The organism is Enterococcus sp. AMC2644, from assembly GCF_058216475.1.
On sequence record NZ_CM177095.1, the window covers coordinates 242,461 to 258,046 of the forward strand.

Genomic DNA, 15,586 nt, shown 5'->3' on the forward strand with positions numbered 1-15,586 from the left:
AATCCCAGTCTCTTATTCATTTGATTTTAAGGCTTCTATCATATCCACTTTTTGTAATTTCAAGTACATAACAACCCCTACAACTAATGTAAAGAAGGTTGTAATGCAGCCTGCGTATATATAACTCATCAAATGGATCGTTGGTGAAAACATCAACATATCCATTTCTACTGTCTGTAATACATATCCGTGTAATAAAATTCCCATCGCCAAACCTACAAAGACACCAAAGAATGTTAGGAAAATATTTTCACGATAAATGTACATTGTCACTTCTTTATCATAAAAACCTAATACTTTGATAGTCGATAATTCTCGAATACGCTCAGAAATATTGATATTATTCAAATTGTATAACACAATAAACGCTAGTAATCCAGCTGAAATAATCAGTACCCAAACGACAATGTTTAAAATACCTGTCGTTTCATCCAACGCAGTGGATGAATCAGATAGGAAACTAACATTAATCACTTCTTCTTGATCCATCAATTTTCCTGCAATTTGTTTTTCTTGTTTTTTGGTTTGTTCTCCTTTAAATACAATTAAATCTGTATTATAAGTTGGTTGCTTATCAAAAATTTTTTCAAAAGTTTGTGGTGTTAAATATGCGAAATGACCAACATAATTTTCAACAATAGCCGCGATTTTAACTTCAAACGTCTGATGATCAGTATTTTTTAAGACGAGAGTATCTCCTACCGATAGATCAAAAAGCGCAGCTAGTTTTTCATTAATAATCGCACCTTCATCAGTTAAATAAGATTCTTTACCTGTTTGACGATTATTGAACAAAACAAAATCAGGTAATATCTCAAGGTTTTCCGGTACATAGACCGTTACATCTTGACTTGTTACACCACTTTTTTCAACTGTTAAAGTTTCAGAACCAATTGCTAAATGTGACTGATAGTCATCAAGTTGCTCCAATGTATCAAGATATTTTTGATACACAGCATCATCAGGCTGTTCTTTAAATGTCACCATTCCTTGATAGTGCCAAATTTTCGAAAACTGAATTGGGACTATGTCACCAATAGAGTCACGCAATCCAAAGCCAGTAAGTATCATTGCCGTACATCCTGCAATCCCAAAAATAGTCATAAACATCCGTGATTTATAACGGAACAAATTTCGCATCGTGACTTTTTGAATGAAGCTCATTCGTTTCCATAAAGGCGTTAGATATTCCAACAAAATTCGTTTTCCTACCTTTGGAGCTTTTGGTCGTAACAATGCAGCGGGAGAACTAAATAAATCGACACGTAAAGCAACTAATGAAACTCCGACTGTACAAACTAACGCAACAATAATACCAATGCTACTATAACCTAAATACCATGGTGTCATAAACTCTTTAATGTTGTACAACTGACCATACGCACTAATAATAATAGTAGGAAAAAGATAAAAACCAACTGCTAATCCTAATAAACTTCCTAAAAGTCCAGCAGACAAAGAATAGAGTAAAAACTTTTGAGAAATTTCACCATTTCTATAACCTAACGCTTTCAACGTACCAATTTCCACTCGTTTTTCTTCAATCATTCGTCCCATAGTTGTTAGGCTAACTAATGCCGCTATTAAAAAGAAAATTGTGGGAAATACTGTTGCGATTGACGAAATTCGATTCGCATTCTCTTTATATTCAGTGTATCCTGGGTTACTTTCCCGATCAACTAATGTAAAGCTTGCTGGTTCTAAATCATCTATTTTTTTTTGCTCGGATGCTAACTTCTCAGTAGCCTCTTTGAGTTTTGGTAATTCTTTTTCTTTTTGTTTTTTAAATTCCTCTAGACCTTTTTCATATTGTTTTTTGCCAGCCTGCCATTCCTCTTCAGCTGCTTTTAATTGATTCGCACCACGTTCTTCTTCTACTGCAAAGGTTTGCTTTCCTTCTGCAAGTTGCGTCTTACCATCTTTTAATTGTTTTTTCGCCTCTTCTATTTGTCGCTTGCCTTCATCAAGTTGTCTTTGACCATCTTGAATTTGCTGTTTTCCACGTGCAATTTCATCCATTCCTGTACCTAATTGCGCAAGGTTTCCTTCAATACTGGCAATTTGAGAATCAATCATATCTCCTAGACTACGAATATCCTGAACAAGCGTTAACAAAGTTTCTGATGACAACTCATCAATAATTTGTTGAACAGTTGTTTTCCATTCATTATCTTCTGGCAATTGTGTCAGCAATAATTGTAAATTCGTTTTAATATCATCCAGCAGTTGATCAAGTTCTTCTTCTGGTACATCATCTACTTGTGAAGTTAACTGTTCGATATTTTTAAATGTTTGTTGCGCTACTTGTAATTGATAGAGAGCGTCTTCTAGCTGACTACGCTGTGATTCTAATTGAGAAAGCTGTGATTCATACGCATCTAAAGAACCCGACTGACGATCTACTTCACGTTGGTTTTCATTTAAAATCTGTTCGTTTGCAATAACTTCTTTTTCTGCTTCAGTAATTTGTTGTTCACGCGATTGAATTTCTGCTTTAGCTGCAGCTATTTTTTCAGTATAGAGTTGTTTGGCTTCTTCTAATTCTATTTGACCTTGATCCAATTTTTCTTTGGCTTGTTTCAATTCTTGTTCGGCTTTTTCTAATTGTTTTTCGCCTTCTTGGACTTTTTTACGATTTTTGGCTAATTCACGATTAGCGGTCTCTTTGATTTCAGTTAAACGAGCCTGCTTTCGTGGTTCCAACCAACCTTCCAGCTGTTCTTGATTTTTATCCATACGCTTTGTATATTCATCAGAATATGACCCTACTGTTTGAGCATTTTTAAAAGATAATAGCAAGCGTGCGTAGGCATCCATTTGGAAAGTTTCCTCTGGTAAAAGAGCAAAATAATCAATAGCACCATTTCCTACATTAGTATTTCCACGCTTTGCATTGTCAATAAATTCAGGTGTTGTCACAAAACCCACAATTTTAAACTGATACTGCTTTAAAGCCTTTTCGGAGTCATCACTTTCTTGGATTTCAAATGTATCTCCTAGCTTATAGCGTCCTTTCGCTCGAGTGTCTAACACAATTTCATTTTCTTTTGGTAGTTCACCCGATTCAAGAACTGGTAAATTCAGCGTTTCCGTCAAACTATAAAAACGTACCACTTCATTTTTATCCACTAAATGCATATCTGTTACATATTGCGGAACTACTGCTTCAATATTTTTTTGCTTTTCCAAATACGTTTGATCTTCTTTAGAAAATCCTAGACTAGAGTATAAAGTAATATCAGATAGTTGTTGTTTTTTATAATAATCATCTGCAGACTGAATCATATCAGGACCCGTCGCACCAATCCCTACAAAAAAAGCAACACCTAAAAAAATAATGCCTAAAATTGAAAAAAAGCGAGCTGGGGATTGTTTGATTTCTCGAATACTACTTTTAAGGAGAGCTTTCTTCTTCATTTATATCCTCCTCACCATTCGATTTGAGCAATTGGTGTTGGACTGTCATTATGCTCTATACTACGAACTTTAGCATCATTAATACGAATCACGCGATCAGCCATTGGAGCAATTTGCGAATTATGAGTAATAATAATCACTGTTGTTCCAGTATTCCTTGCTGTGTCTTCTAAAATTTGTAAAATCTGTTTTCCAGTTTCATAATCCAATGCACCCGTGGGTTCATCACATAGCAATAACTTTGGTCGTTTAGCTAAAGCCCTTGCGATGGTAACTCTCTGTTGCTCCCCTCCAGATAATTGTGAAGGGAAATTATTCATTCGATTTCCTAAACCAACTTGTGTCAAAATCTCTTCTGCATCCAATGCATTTTCCACAATTTGAGCAGCTAATTCTACATTTTCTTTTGCAGTTAAGTTAGGAACTAAGTTATAAAATTGAAAAACAAACCCTACATCATCACGGCGATAGGCTGTTAATTGCTTCGCATCATAATTTGCAATATCAACGTCATCAATGATAATTTGCCCACTATCACAACTATCCATACCACCTAATATATTTAAAACTGTTGATTTTCCAGCACCACTCGGACCCAAAATCACAGCTACTTCACCTTTTTCTACGCCAAAAGTAACACCATCATTTGCCATGATAGTCGTATCACCCATCTGATATTTTTTTACTTCATCAATAACTTCAATGTAACTCATTTGTCCTCCTCCTTTTCTTTAGTTTAACATAAACAAATAAAAACACAGATGTTTTTTATATTAAAAAACGAGAATAGATTCTATCCTCGCTTTTTCATTTCTTTGATTTCGAAGTTTTTCTAATCATTTTTCTTCATAAACAAATTAAAATTTTTAAGAACCGATTGACTATAAGAATATCTCTACGTCATATAGCTGACTATGGTTAATTTTATGAAGACTGCAACTGTTAAATCGGGAGCAATATTCAAAAAATTAGTAATTTTAATCCATGTAGTCATGAAGACTGCAACAATGGGGAAAAAGCATAATGTTACTATGAAAAGATTTCAATCCATGCAGTCATGAAGACTGCAACACAACAAGAATTTCACACGGAATCATCTAGCATGATTTCAATCCATGCAGTCATGAAGACTGCAACGCTTTTAATGTATATCCGTCGTTGACAATTTTTTATTTCAATCCATGCAGTCATAAAGACTGCAACATTATTGCTGATGATTTAACACCGGAGCAGATAATTTCAATCCATGCAGTCATAAAGACTGCAACAACTAGAATTTGAAGAATTTAAGGACGCTTTAATTATTTCAATCCATGCAGTCATAAAGACTGCAACGGTTGTTTCTATGGATATAAGAAAGCACGTAGGTGTATTTCAATCCATGCAGTCATAAAGACTGCAACGGCGATTTTTGTAGAAAAAGACAGTACGCTACTGCATTTTTTCTGATGAATATCGCCCGATTATATATTTTATTTTAAAATTGAATACAATCGTACTTATTTTCTCATCATTTTTTCATTTAACAACTATTTCGTGGTGCGAATCTCCTAGAATTATTATGTGAACCTAGGATTCGCACAGTCATCAAAACCAAATACTTTTTTCAGATCAGTTAATTATATCACCCTTTATCTTTATCAACTACGTCTATTTACTATAAAAAGCGAAGTGAAAACATCCACTTCGCTTCATTTATTATTTAGATGCGCAAAAACGCTCAACACCGTCTAAGTATGTTGCTTCTAATGTCATATCTTGATTTAGGACGATAAAGTCTGCATCACGTCCCTTTTTAATCATGCCACAAGTATCATCAATTTTACAACTTATAGCTGGTACTAAGGTTGCCATCATGATAGCTTGTTCAGGGGTTGCTAGTTCCCAGTCGACAACATTTTTTATCGCTTCTTTTAATTTTAAAATACTGCCTGCCAAATTCCCTTCTTGTAAACGTGCAGTTCCATTTTCAACAACTACTGGAAATTCACCTAAAACGTAGTTGCCATCCGGCATGCCGCCTGCCATCATACAATCTGTAATTAAAGCTACATGATCATGCCCGGCTTTATCCATCAAAATTCCTGCAGCTTCTGGATGAACATGATGGCCGTCACAAATCAATTCAGAGAAAACATGATGCAAGCTTAATAAAGCTCCAACCATTCCTGGTTCACGATGGTTTAACCCACGCATCCCATTAAATGCGTGAACAAAAACGCTTGCTCCAGCTTCGACAGCTTTCGATGCATCTTCCAACGTTCCATTGCTATGACCTAATGAGACAACGACACCTTCATCCGTTACTTGCTTAACAAATTCCTCTACACCTTGACGTTCAGGTGCTAAAGCGATTTTTTTGATGATACCACCAGAAGCTTCTTGCCAGTCATGGAAAGTATCAATATCTGGATCGCCAAAATATGATGGATTTTGCGCCCCTTTATATTCCTCGGTAAAAAAAGGTCCTTCAAAGTAAATCCCAGGAATTTTAGCACCTGTAACATCTTTGTGAACTCGACCAATTGTTTCTGCTACATCACGCAATAATTCTTTACTTGAAGTCAAAGTTGTCGGTAGAAAAGAAGTGACTCCACAAGATAATAATGCATCTGACATTATTTTAATTCCTTCAGCGTCATTATCCATTACATCATGATTCATATATCCATGAATATGGGTATCAACCAACCCTGGTGCAATCCATTTGCCTGAATAATCTATCAATGTTACTGCTTCTTCAGGAAGTTCAGAAGTATATTCTCCAAATTTTCCATCAACAATCTCTAAATACCCAGGACCTTTAACCATTGATTTTAAGAAAAATTTATCTGCACTTATAAAAGTTCTCATTTGACTCGCTCCTCTTTAATCTTTCTATCCTAAAATTACTCTTATTTTCTTTATAAGTCAAGAAAGGTCTACACCATTTATCGGATTTTTGATATATAGGTAGATAAAGACAAATACTCTTTCGAGGCTTCTATTAGATTCATTTTTCGACAAATAACACTCGCTAGCGAATAAAGTTCTTCTAGATAGTAATAGCTACAACGCTGCTTTGCCCATAAAATCCCTCGCTCTGAAACTTCTAGAGCTTGTTTATATTTTTCCATTCGTAATAGGAGACTTCCATAATTATAAAATACTTTTGTTAACTCAAAACTAGTTAACTCAGTTGGTAATAATTCAATTGATTTATAACTCGTCTCCAAATAGAATGAAGCTTTTTCAGTATTACCTGCATCATCAAATACGCGACCTAAGCAACTTAATAGTTGGATTTCGATAGGTGAAATATTTTCTTTACCTTTATTATATGTATACGATAGTCCTTTTTTAAGAGACTGAATCGAAGCATCATAAGCTTGATATAAAAAATATTCACAACTTCCCAAATAATAATAATAAAGTTGAAAATCTGTATCCAAATAAAGATGATCCATTAGGTTGGAATTCCCTAATAAGGCTGCCATATTTTGATATTCTTGATGGATTAGATAATAATGTACTTGACTAAATAAAAATTTAATTCGTTGAATCTCTTCAGACTCTGAATGCAACACTTGATCTAATGTTACATTTAAACGCTGACAAATACTCTGCAAAACAACCACATTAGGAATTTCTATGTCATTTTCAATACGACTTAAGACACTTTGAGCACAAATCCCTTGTGCCAGCATTTTTTGAGTCATTTTACGTTCTTTCCGTAAGCATTTAATTGTTTCACCAAAACTTTCAGATGACAATACTATTTCCTCCAAAATATGCGAATTAGCATTTTCTTTTTTATTTATTTTAACACATAATGTTAAAAAAGGATGATTTTACCGAAAAACGTTCGGAATTCTTTAATATTTAGATTGGAGTGACACGTATGGAAACGAAAACAAACGTAACATTCAAATGGGAAAACCTAACTTTATTTGGCTTTATTGAACGAGAATACGAAAATTCATTTTTAATACAAGTTAACGAACCTTCTAAAGAAATTATGGATAAATTTAGTGGCCGAATGGTGATTAGTAAAAAAGTATGTGAAAAAATTTCTGAATAAAAAAATGGAGAAGCGATGATTCGCTCCTCCATTTTTTTATTTTTGTTTATAGGTTGCTAAAAACTCACGCATCTTATCTGAAGTTAATTTTAATTCTTCAAGATTCGGTAAATATACAATTCTAAAATGATCTGGTTGTTGCCAGTTAAAACCACCACCATGGACCATCAATACATGATGCTCGTGTAAAAAGTCTAAGACAAATTTTTCATCATCCAAAATATTAAAGCGTTTCGTATCAATTTTAGGGAACATATAAAAAGCGGCTTTTGGTTTCACAGCAGACAAGCCTGGAATATCGTTAATCGCTTTATAGATAAACTCACGTTGTTCATAGATACGACCACCTGGCAATAATAATTTATCAATGCTTTGATAACCGCCTAGTGCAGTTTGGACAATTTGTTGTGATAATACATTGGAGCATAAACGCATAGATGACAACATATTTAACCCTTCAACATAATCCTTAATGTGTCTCTTATCTCCACTAAGAACCATCCAGCCAACACGGAATCCTGCCACTCGATGAGACTTAGATAATCCACTAAAAGTTACTACTGGACGATCTGGAGCTAAAGTTGCAATTGGAATATGTTGATGACCATCCATCAATAAACGATCATAAATTTCATCAGAAAAAATAATTAAATCAAATTCACGAGCAATTTCAACAATTTGTTCTAAAATTTCTTTTGGATAAACTGCTCCAGTAGGATTATTAGGGTTGATTAAAACAATCGCTTTTGTTTTAGAAGTGATTTTTGAACGAATATCTGCTATATCCGGATTCCATTCACTCTCTTCATCACAGATATAATGTACAGGCTTACCTCCAGCTAATGAAATAGAAGCCGTCCATAATGGGTAATCAGGCATTGGCACTAAAATTTCATCACCATTATCACATAAACCTTGCATTGACATAGTAATTAACTCACTTACACCATTTCCAGTATAAATATCATTAATTGTAACGTTTGGAAAATTTCTCAATTGGCAATATTGTTCAATTGCTTTACGTGCTGAAAAAATACCTTTTGAATCAGAGTACCCTTCCGATTCTCTCACATTCATAATCAAATCACGAATAATTTCGTTTGGTGCTTCAAATCCAAATGTTGCTGGATTACCTGTATTTAATTTTAAAATACTGATTCCTTCTTCTTGCATACGATCTGCTTCTTCTAAAACAGGTCCACGCACGTCATAACTAACACCTTCAAGTTTACTAGATTTTTCAAAATTTCTCATAGTAGAATCCTCTTTTCATAAATATACATTCGGTATATCAAACTATATTGCTGCGTTTCCCATAGAACTTTTTTCAGTGTTTCTATTATAGCAAATTTTCTGAAAAAACGGGAAGTATTATTATTCATTTTACAAAAAAATAAGAATCACAGTATTGACAAACATTCAAATAAAAAGTAAGATTTTAACTGTTGTTGCGGACGTGTTGGAATGGCAGACAAGCATGATTGAGGGTCATGTGAGCGTATGCTCGTGTGGGTTCAAGTCCCATCGTCCGCATTTATCAAAAACGGCTCTATAATATATGGGACTGATGAATCAGAAATGATTTGTCAGTCCCATCTTTCATTTTAGGTATTAAAAAACATACCGTTCTCTAGTATGACTACATCACGATAAAATAGTTTACTGAGAGGAAGACATGTTCTAGGAAGAATTTTATCAAAAACAGTCCCCTTGTCGTCAAAGCCACCCTTTCCTCTCTGCTCACGCTTGTACAAATTGCGATTCAGCAGTAACCACGAGACAGGTAAGTCGATTATTGTCAGGCCAGAAAACAGTCATCCGTTTTGACCAGTATCATCCTATACCACTGACGATACCTTAAAAAAACAAGATATATGTAAAAATTATCAACATCATTGGACTGCCCAAAGTCATTTTATTCGTCCAAGATATTCTATTTTGAATCAGCTAAAATTCAAAATTATCGCTTGATTGACCGAGAAAATTTCATTTTTTTCTTTATTTTTAATACAACAATAATTTTTTTGAGTATTCACTTTACAAACCGAACTATTGTTCGTATAATTTTCTTAACAGCTTTTGTACGTAAAATCAAGAAAACTAAGGAGATCTTTTAATGAAATCGACTAATATTTTGCAAAAAGTATTCGGAAACATCCAAATTTATTGTTTAGAAAATCAAAATCTAGAATATGAAGGGTTTATCTTTTATTCGCAAACAATAAATAGTAAAGTAAGAGCTCGACTAGCAAAAAAGACACCAAAAAAAGAAGGATATTTTGTAGCTTTCTGGGAAAAAGATGAACAAACTCATAATACACCCTTTAAAGCAACTAGTAGCCCAGAACTGCTAGCGATAGTTATAGACGATGGAGATAAGAAAGGAATTTTTACCATTCCAAAAGAAATTGCTATTGAAAAACAAATCCTATCTACAGAAAATAAGCGTGGGAAAATGGCGATGAGATTCTATCCAGTTTGGTGTCATAATTTAAATAAAACAGCAACGCGAACACAAAAATGGCAATTACAATATTTTAAAAATCTATCTGAATAAATAATTTAATTTTCTCTCTATTAAAACTAATACACTGATAATCGATTTTTTGAAAAAAAAAAAGTCAACTACCTTGCGATAGTTGACAAATAATTAACCTTTAACGATGTTTGTTGCTTGAGGTCCACGTTGACCTTCTTCAATATCAAAAGTTACTGCTTGACCTTCTTCTAAAGTTTTGAAACCTTCGCCTTGGATAGCTGAGAAGTGTGCAAACACGTCTGTTCCATTTTCTGCTGTGATAAAGCCAAAACCTTTATCTGAGTTAAACCATTTTACTGTACCGTTATTCATAACGTACCTCCAAATTACACATCATATGTGTTTATTTTGTAATAATGAGTGAAGTGCAAATAGAAGTGCGTATCATTTTTTATAAAGATAAACATATTATAGTTACATATCAAAAAGTATTACTAACATAGTCTAACACGGATATCTTATGAATGCAAATAGATTTATTTAATTCTTGCTATTTTTCTTTGAATTAGCTCGGTACTGACTTCTAGTCATCTTAACTGAAGAATTAGAATTAAATTTACGAACAGCTGGATCAGTATCTTTACGTGTTTGATATGCAGCGGGTTCTGTATCAAATAATAGATAATCTTCTTTTTTCATAGAATTCATCAAATCTTCTTCAGAGATTGCTGGTGCATATTCATCTTGAATGATTGACGTAGGAATGTATTTGGGAACGAACGGCGATCTTTCAGTCATCTCTTTATGAACTGATGGACGCGTAATCCTCTCTGATCGTTTTTCTGTCACCTGATACGTACTATGCGCAACAGCATCTCCAAACAAACGTGTTTTACCCGTTGGTGTTACTTCAGGTTGATTTTTTTTATTGTAATTTGGTAAATTTTGACGATGTCTGCTTAATTCTTCACGTTGACGAATACTTTGGCCCGCTTTTTCTTGGCTTACACGAGGTGAACGTCGTAGTGAACGCTTCTCATCATTTTCAAAAGAAGCTATCTGCGAATGTTTCGCAGCCTCTGTAAGAATCCAATTATCATCACTTTTAAAAGCAGATCGTTTATTTTTAGGTTGTAATTTTACCCCCGTATCATCTGAATAAGCTGGAAAACGTGTATGTTTCCGTTTAATTTCTTCGTATTGTACCATTACTTTCATTCCTTTTATCACGTTTTTTTTAATGATAACACAAATAGCAGCGCTTCAACAGTTACAATCCTAAAAAAACAGAGGCAAACTACTTGTCTGCGCTCTGTTTTGATTTTATACAAGCTGTAATTGTTCTTGATTCATTTGGAAACGCTCAATTTTCTCTTTTTTCTCTTTACTACTGATAAAAATATAACTATTTTCAGCAAGAGATCGTCCTTTAAAGCGACGTTGAATTTCTTGAATCATCGATGTTTCTTCTGCAATAAAACAGAGCTCTTTATCAACATATTTTGGATAATTAGTTGGATTCATTAGGACAGCAACATATTCATCGTTATCTCTTCTTAAGATTCCAAATAATTCGTCTGTATAAAAGAAACTCAAGTCCCCATGAATTAAAACTTCGTAATTGTTACGGTATTCTACCCACTTACGACAATTATCGTATATTTCGCGATTAATTTGGTTCCATGGGAAAAATTTGCGGTTTTCAGGATCTTTAGCTCCTGTCACTCCTGCTTCATCCCCGTAGTAAATACATGGGATACCTGGAGATAAGAACATAAATCCAAAGGCTAAGTCTAATTTTTTTGTATGATTACCCACCATCGTCAAAATACGTTCAGTATCATGAGTCCCTATATTGTTTAAATTATTATAAAAAATATCTCGCGGATAGTTCTCATACAAGCCTGTCAACGCCTTAGCAACTTGCTCTGGAGAATTCCTTTCGTTTAGCAATTCAATTGCACTATCACGTAATGGATAATTCATTACCCCTTGCAAATGATCGCCTAGAATATATTCACGTCTCACATCATACGATACTTTATTGGAAGCATCTTCCCAGACTTCACCAATCAACACACGATCTTCATAATTATTTAAATTTTTGCGAATCCCTGCAATAAATTCATCCGGTAGCTCGTCAGCGACATCTAAACGCCAACCATCAACTCCCATTTGATTCCATTTAGTTAATACACTATTTTCTTCTCCAAAAATAAATTTTTGGAATTCTGAATCGTGTTTATTAATTTCTGGTAAATCTTTAATTCCCCACCATGAATCATATTCATTTGGGTAATTAATAAAATTAAACCAAGAAAAATATTCACTATGCCGATTTTGAAACGCTCCAACATGTGAGCCATATGCACCACTTGCATTGAAATAACGACTATTTTGTCCAACATGACTAAATACTCCATCTAAAATAAGATGCATCTCATTGATGTGTAAAGTGTCAAGCAATTCTTTAAAATCTTCCTCAGTTCCTAAAACTGGATCAATTTTAAAGTAATCCGATGTATCGTAGCGATGGTTACTACACGCTTCAAAGATAGGATTCAAATATATACCTGTAACACCTAACTCTTTTAAGTATGGAATTTTTTTAATAATTCCTCTCAAATTTCCTCCAAAAAAGTCCCAACGTAAAATATCCCCATTTGGACCTTTGACATACAACGGTTCATCTTCTTCATTCGCATAAATAAAAGTATTGGGTTTTGGTGAGTTAATTTTTTTATTTTCATTGCCATTAAAGAAGCGATCTGGAAAAATTTGATAAAAAATTCCGTTACGATACCAATCAGGTGTGCGTTCCGCTTCTTTATAACAAGTGATTTGGAAATCCCAAATAGTTGATGGGTCATCATACAAACGACCTTCCCCACCTTGTTCACTAGCACCATAATACTCAACGAATACTTGATTACTTACTTTTGTATGCACCTCAAAATGATAGAAGTAAAGCCCTTTTCCTTGATTAAAAAAGTACTCATATGAATATAGTCCTTCTTTTGGATTTTCCATAAAAATTCGTTGTTCTGGTTGATGATCCTTATGCATAACTAAATAAACTTGTAAAATGTCCTCGGCGATTACTTCAACAGATAATCGCGCGAGTCCATTTTCTTTTACTGCTCCAAATGGGTGTTTATGATAGCTTTGCCAAGGATTAAAACGTATTAAAGACATTGCTGGTTCCCTCTTTTTCTGTATGGGCAAAAATTGGTTCAATTTGCCAAATATCTTCTGCGTATAGTCTTACAGTATCGTCAGAAGAAAAACGTCCAGCATTCGCAATATTTACTAGACTGATTTTGCGCCATAACAATTGATCTTTGTAAGTTGCATCAATTCGTTCTTGCGCTCGACAGTAATCATCAAAGTCACGCAACAAGAAATATTCATCATTATAACGAAGTAACGAATCATAAATTTCGCGACCTTCATACCCAATATTTGGAATAGTTCCATCAACAAAAGCATCTACCACACGTCTAATCACTGGATTTTCATCATAAATGTTTTGAGAATAATATTCCTGATTTTCGTAATATGCATATACTTCTTCTTCTGTTAATCCAAAAATACAAATATTTTCATCACCGACAGCATCACGAATTTCAACATTCGCACCATCTAAGGTCGCTACTGTTATCGCACCATTTAACATTAATTTCATATTACTTGTACCGGAGGCTTCTTTTGATGCCAATGAAATCTGTTCACTAACGTCTGCTGCTGGAATAATTCGCTCAGCTAATGAAACATTGTAGTTAGGTAAAAAGACAATTTTAATTTTGTCTTGAATGCTAGCATCATTATTAATCATAGTTGCTACTTCATTAATTGTTTTAATGATAGATTTGGCATAGGTATAACTTGGTGCAGCTTTTGCACCAAAAATAAATACACGTGGGTGGATATCCAATTCAGGATTATCTTTTAAATCAAAGTATAATTTTAGAATATGCATCAAGTTTAACAACTGACGTTTATACGCATGCAGACGTTTAATTTGCACATCAAAAATGGCGTTTGGAGATACTGTAATTCCCGTTGTTTCTTTAATGTATTCTGCTAATTCTTCTTTCTTTTGATATTTCGCTTCAGCCAATTTGCCTAATACTTTTTCATCGTCTTGATAATTCATCAATAGTTTTAAATCAGAAGAGTCTTTACGCCAAGTTTTACCAATTGTTTCATCTAAAACATTAGACAAAGGCTCATTGGCTAATTGTGACCAACGACGCTGTGCAATTCCATTTGTTTTGTTGTTAAAACGGTCTGGATAAACCAAATAGAAATCGTGCAATACAACTGATTTCAGCAAATCAGAATGCAGTTTAGCTACCCCATTGGTACTATGGCTACCAATAATAGATAAGTTAGCCATGTGTACTTGTTCGCCTTGAATAATACGTGTTCGTTGGATTAAATCTTCCGGATGGATACCACGCATTGATTCAACATAACGACGATCAATTTCTTCGATAATTTGATACATACGTGGAACAATTTGTTTCATTAAATAGACTGGCCATTTTTCTAGCGCTTCTGCTAAAATGGTATGGTTTGTATAACTCATAACTTTTACAGTAAGATCCCACGCTTGTTCCCAATTAACGTCATTTTCGTCAATTAAAATACGCATTAATTCTGGAATACATAATGCCGGATGCGTATCGTTGATGTGAATGGCTATTTTTTCACTTAATGCAGACCAAGGTTTATTTAATTTTTGGAAGTAACGGACAATACTTTGAACACCTGCTGAGACAAAGAAATACTCTTGAATCAAACGAGTCATACGGCCTCTTTCATTTGAATCATCCGGATACAACACTGCCGTCAAATCTTCGTATACACGTCTCTCTTCAATGCTCTTATATTTGCCTTCTTCTGAAGCTGGGATTTCGACACTCCATAGACGCATCGTATTTACAATCCCATTTTGATAACCAACCATACCAGTATCATAAGGAACTGCACGTAAAATAATTTCATTTTCTGCAACAGGTTTTAATTGACCGTGTTCATTTTCTTTTAAATAAACATTACCTGCAAAATGTACATTAACTGCTTTACTCGGACGACGGATTTCCCATACATTTCCATTGTTTAACCACTCATCGGGCAACTCTACTTGATAACCATCGACAAACTGTTGTTTAAATAACCCATAATCATAGCGAATCCCATTTCCATTTCCAGGCAAACCGCTTGAAGCAATAGAATCCATAAAACATGAAGCTAAACGTCCTAATCCGCCATTCCCAAGCGCCATGTCTTTTTCAACATCAGCTAAATCATCTAAATCTACATCTAAATCCGATAAAGTTTCACGGACTAAATCTAATAATCCTAAATTTAGTAAATTACTTTTTAACATTTTCCCTGGTAGAAATTCAATAGAGAAATAATAGGATTGTTTTTGTTCTTCTTTTAAATAATTTTTCCATGTTTCGCGCCAGTTGTCATTATAAATAGCTTTTACTAAACTACCTAAAGTAAAAAACAATTCATCTGCTGAAGCATCTTCTAATTCCACTGCATAACTTTCTTGTATACGTTGTCGCAGTTCTTCTTTTAAATTTTCCTTTGTTAAAATAATCATTACCCCCCGC

The 15,586-nt window shown here is 34.1% G+C and carries 11 protein-coding genes, 1 tRNA gene and 1 CRISPR repeat array; of the genes, 3 read left to right on the forward strand and 9 right to left on the reverse strand.

Annotated features, from left to right (window positions below; genetic code table 11):
• Positions 1-12 precede the first annotated feature (12 nt).
• The 4 genes from AC4BC5_RS01230 to AC4BC5_RS01245 all read right to left on the reverse strand — a co-directional run bounded on the left by AC4BC5_RS01230 (position 13) and on the right by AC4BC5_RS01245 (position 7,169).
• Positions 13-3,417 (reverse strand): FtsX-like permease family protein, encoded by a 3,405-nt coding sequence (locus AC4BC5_RS01230; RefSeq protein WP_490496370.1) that lies wholly within the window; start codon positions 3,415-3,417, stop codon positions 13-15.
• A gap of 11 nt (positions 3,418-3,428) precedes the next feature.
• Entirely contained in the window at positions 3,429-4,130 is a 702-nt protein-coding gene (locus AC4BC5_RS01235) for an ABC transporter ATP-binding protein (RefSeq protein WP_490496371.1), read from the reverse strand.
• 261 nt (positions 4,131-4,391) lie between these two features.
• A CRISPR array of direct repeats spans positions 4,392-4,820; the repeat unit is 32 nt; unit sequence ATTTCAATCCATGCAGTCATAAAGACTGCAAC.
• A gap of 295 nt (positions 4,821-5,115) precedes the next feature.
• Positions 5,116-6,270: an N-acetylglucosamine-6-phosphate deacetylase gene (gene nagA, locus AC4BC5_RS01240; RefSeq protein WP_490496372.1), complete on the reverse strand. Its 1,155-nt coding sequence runs from the start codon at positions 6,268-6,270 to the stop codon at positions 5,116-5,118.
• 77 nt (positions 6,271-6,347) lie between these two features.
• Complete coding sequence (locus AC4BC5_RS01245; RefSeq protein ID WP_490496373.1) at positions 6,348-7,169, reverse strand: helix-turn-helix domain-containing protein; 822 nt, start codon at positions 7,167-7,169, stop codon at positions 6,348-6,350.
• A gap of 128 nt (positions 7,170-7,297) precedes the next feature.
• Here AC4BC5_RS01245 and AC4BC5_RS01250 point away from each other — a divergent pair, with 128 nt between their 5' ends.
• The gene (locus AC4BC5_RS01250) at positions 7,298-7,477 is read left to right on the forward strand and encodes a DUF2187 domain-containing protein (protein ID WP_207940866.1); all 180 of its coding nucleotides are present in this window, start codon (positions 7,298-7,300) and stop codon (positions 7,475-7,477) included.
• Positions 7,478-7,513: 36 nt separating this feature from the next.
• On the opposite strand, the gene AC4BC5_RS01255 is transcribed toward AC4BC5_RS01250, so the two are convergent.
• The gene (locus AC4BC5_RS01255; protein WP_490496374.1) at positions 7,514-8,731 is read right to left on the reverse strand and encodes a pyridoxal phosphate-dependent aminotransferase; all 1,218 of its coding nucleotides are present in this window, start codon (positions 8,729-8,731) and stop codon (positions 7,514-7,516) included.
• Between the two features lie 196 nt (positions 8,732-8,927).
• Between AC4BC5_RS01255 and AC4BC5_RS01260 the strand changes: the two genes are divergently transcribed.
• Together AC4BC5_RS01260 and AC4BC5_RS01265 are read left to right on the forward strand one after the other, a co-directional pair.
• Positions 8,928-9,010, forward strand: a tRNA-Leu gene (locus tag AC4BC5_RS01260).
• A gap of 583 nt (positions 9,011-9,593) precedes the next feature.
• The gene (locus AC4BC5_RS01265) at positions 9,594-10,034 is read left to right on the forward strand and encodes a MepB family protein (protein ID WP_490496375.1); all 441 of its coding nucleotides are present in this window, start codon (positions 9,594-9,596) and stop codon (positions 10,032-10,034) included.
• A 93-nt stretch (positions 10,035-10,127) separates the two neighbouring features.
• Here the strand turns inward: AC4BC5_RS01265 and AC4BC5_RS01270 are convergent, their stop codons facing one another.
• The 4 genes from AC4BC5_RS01270 to AC4BC5_RS01285 form a co-directional block, all read right to left on the reverse strand.
• Positions 10,128-10,328, reverse strand: a complete 201-nt coding sequence (locus AC4BC5_RS01270) for a cold-shock protein (protein WP_016174801.1) — start codon at positions 10,326-10,328, stop codon at positions 10,128-10,130.
• Positions 10,329-10,496: 168 nt separating this feature from the next.
• Positions 10,497-11,174: a hypothetical protein gene (locus AC4BC5_RS01275; RefSeq protein WP_490496376.1), complete on the reverse strand. Its 678-nt coding sequence runs from the start codon at positions 11,172-11,174 to the stop codon at positions 10,497-10,499.
• Between the two features lie 105 nt (positions 11,175-11,279).
• Positions 11,280-13,151, reverse strand: coding sequence for a glycoside hydrolase family 13 protein (locus tag AC4BC5_RS01280; RefSeq protein WP_490496377.1), 1,872 nt, complete (start codon positions 13,149-13,151; stop codon positions 11,280-11,282).
• The gene (locus AC4BC5_RS01285) at positions 13,132-15,576 is read right to left on the reverse strand and encodes a glycogen/starch/alpha-glucan phosphorylase (protein ID WP_490496378.1); all 2,445 of its coding nucleotides are present in this window, start codon (positions 15,574-15,576) and stop codon (positions 13,132-13,134) included. Before AC4BC5_RS01285 ends, AC4BC5_RS01280 begins: the two co-directional genes overlap by 20 nt.
• Positions 15,577-15,586: the final 10 nt, after the last annotated feature.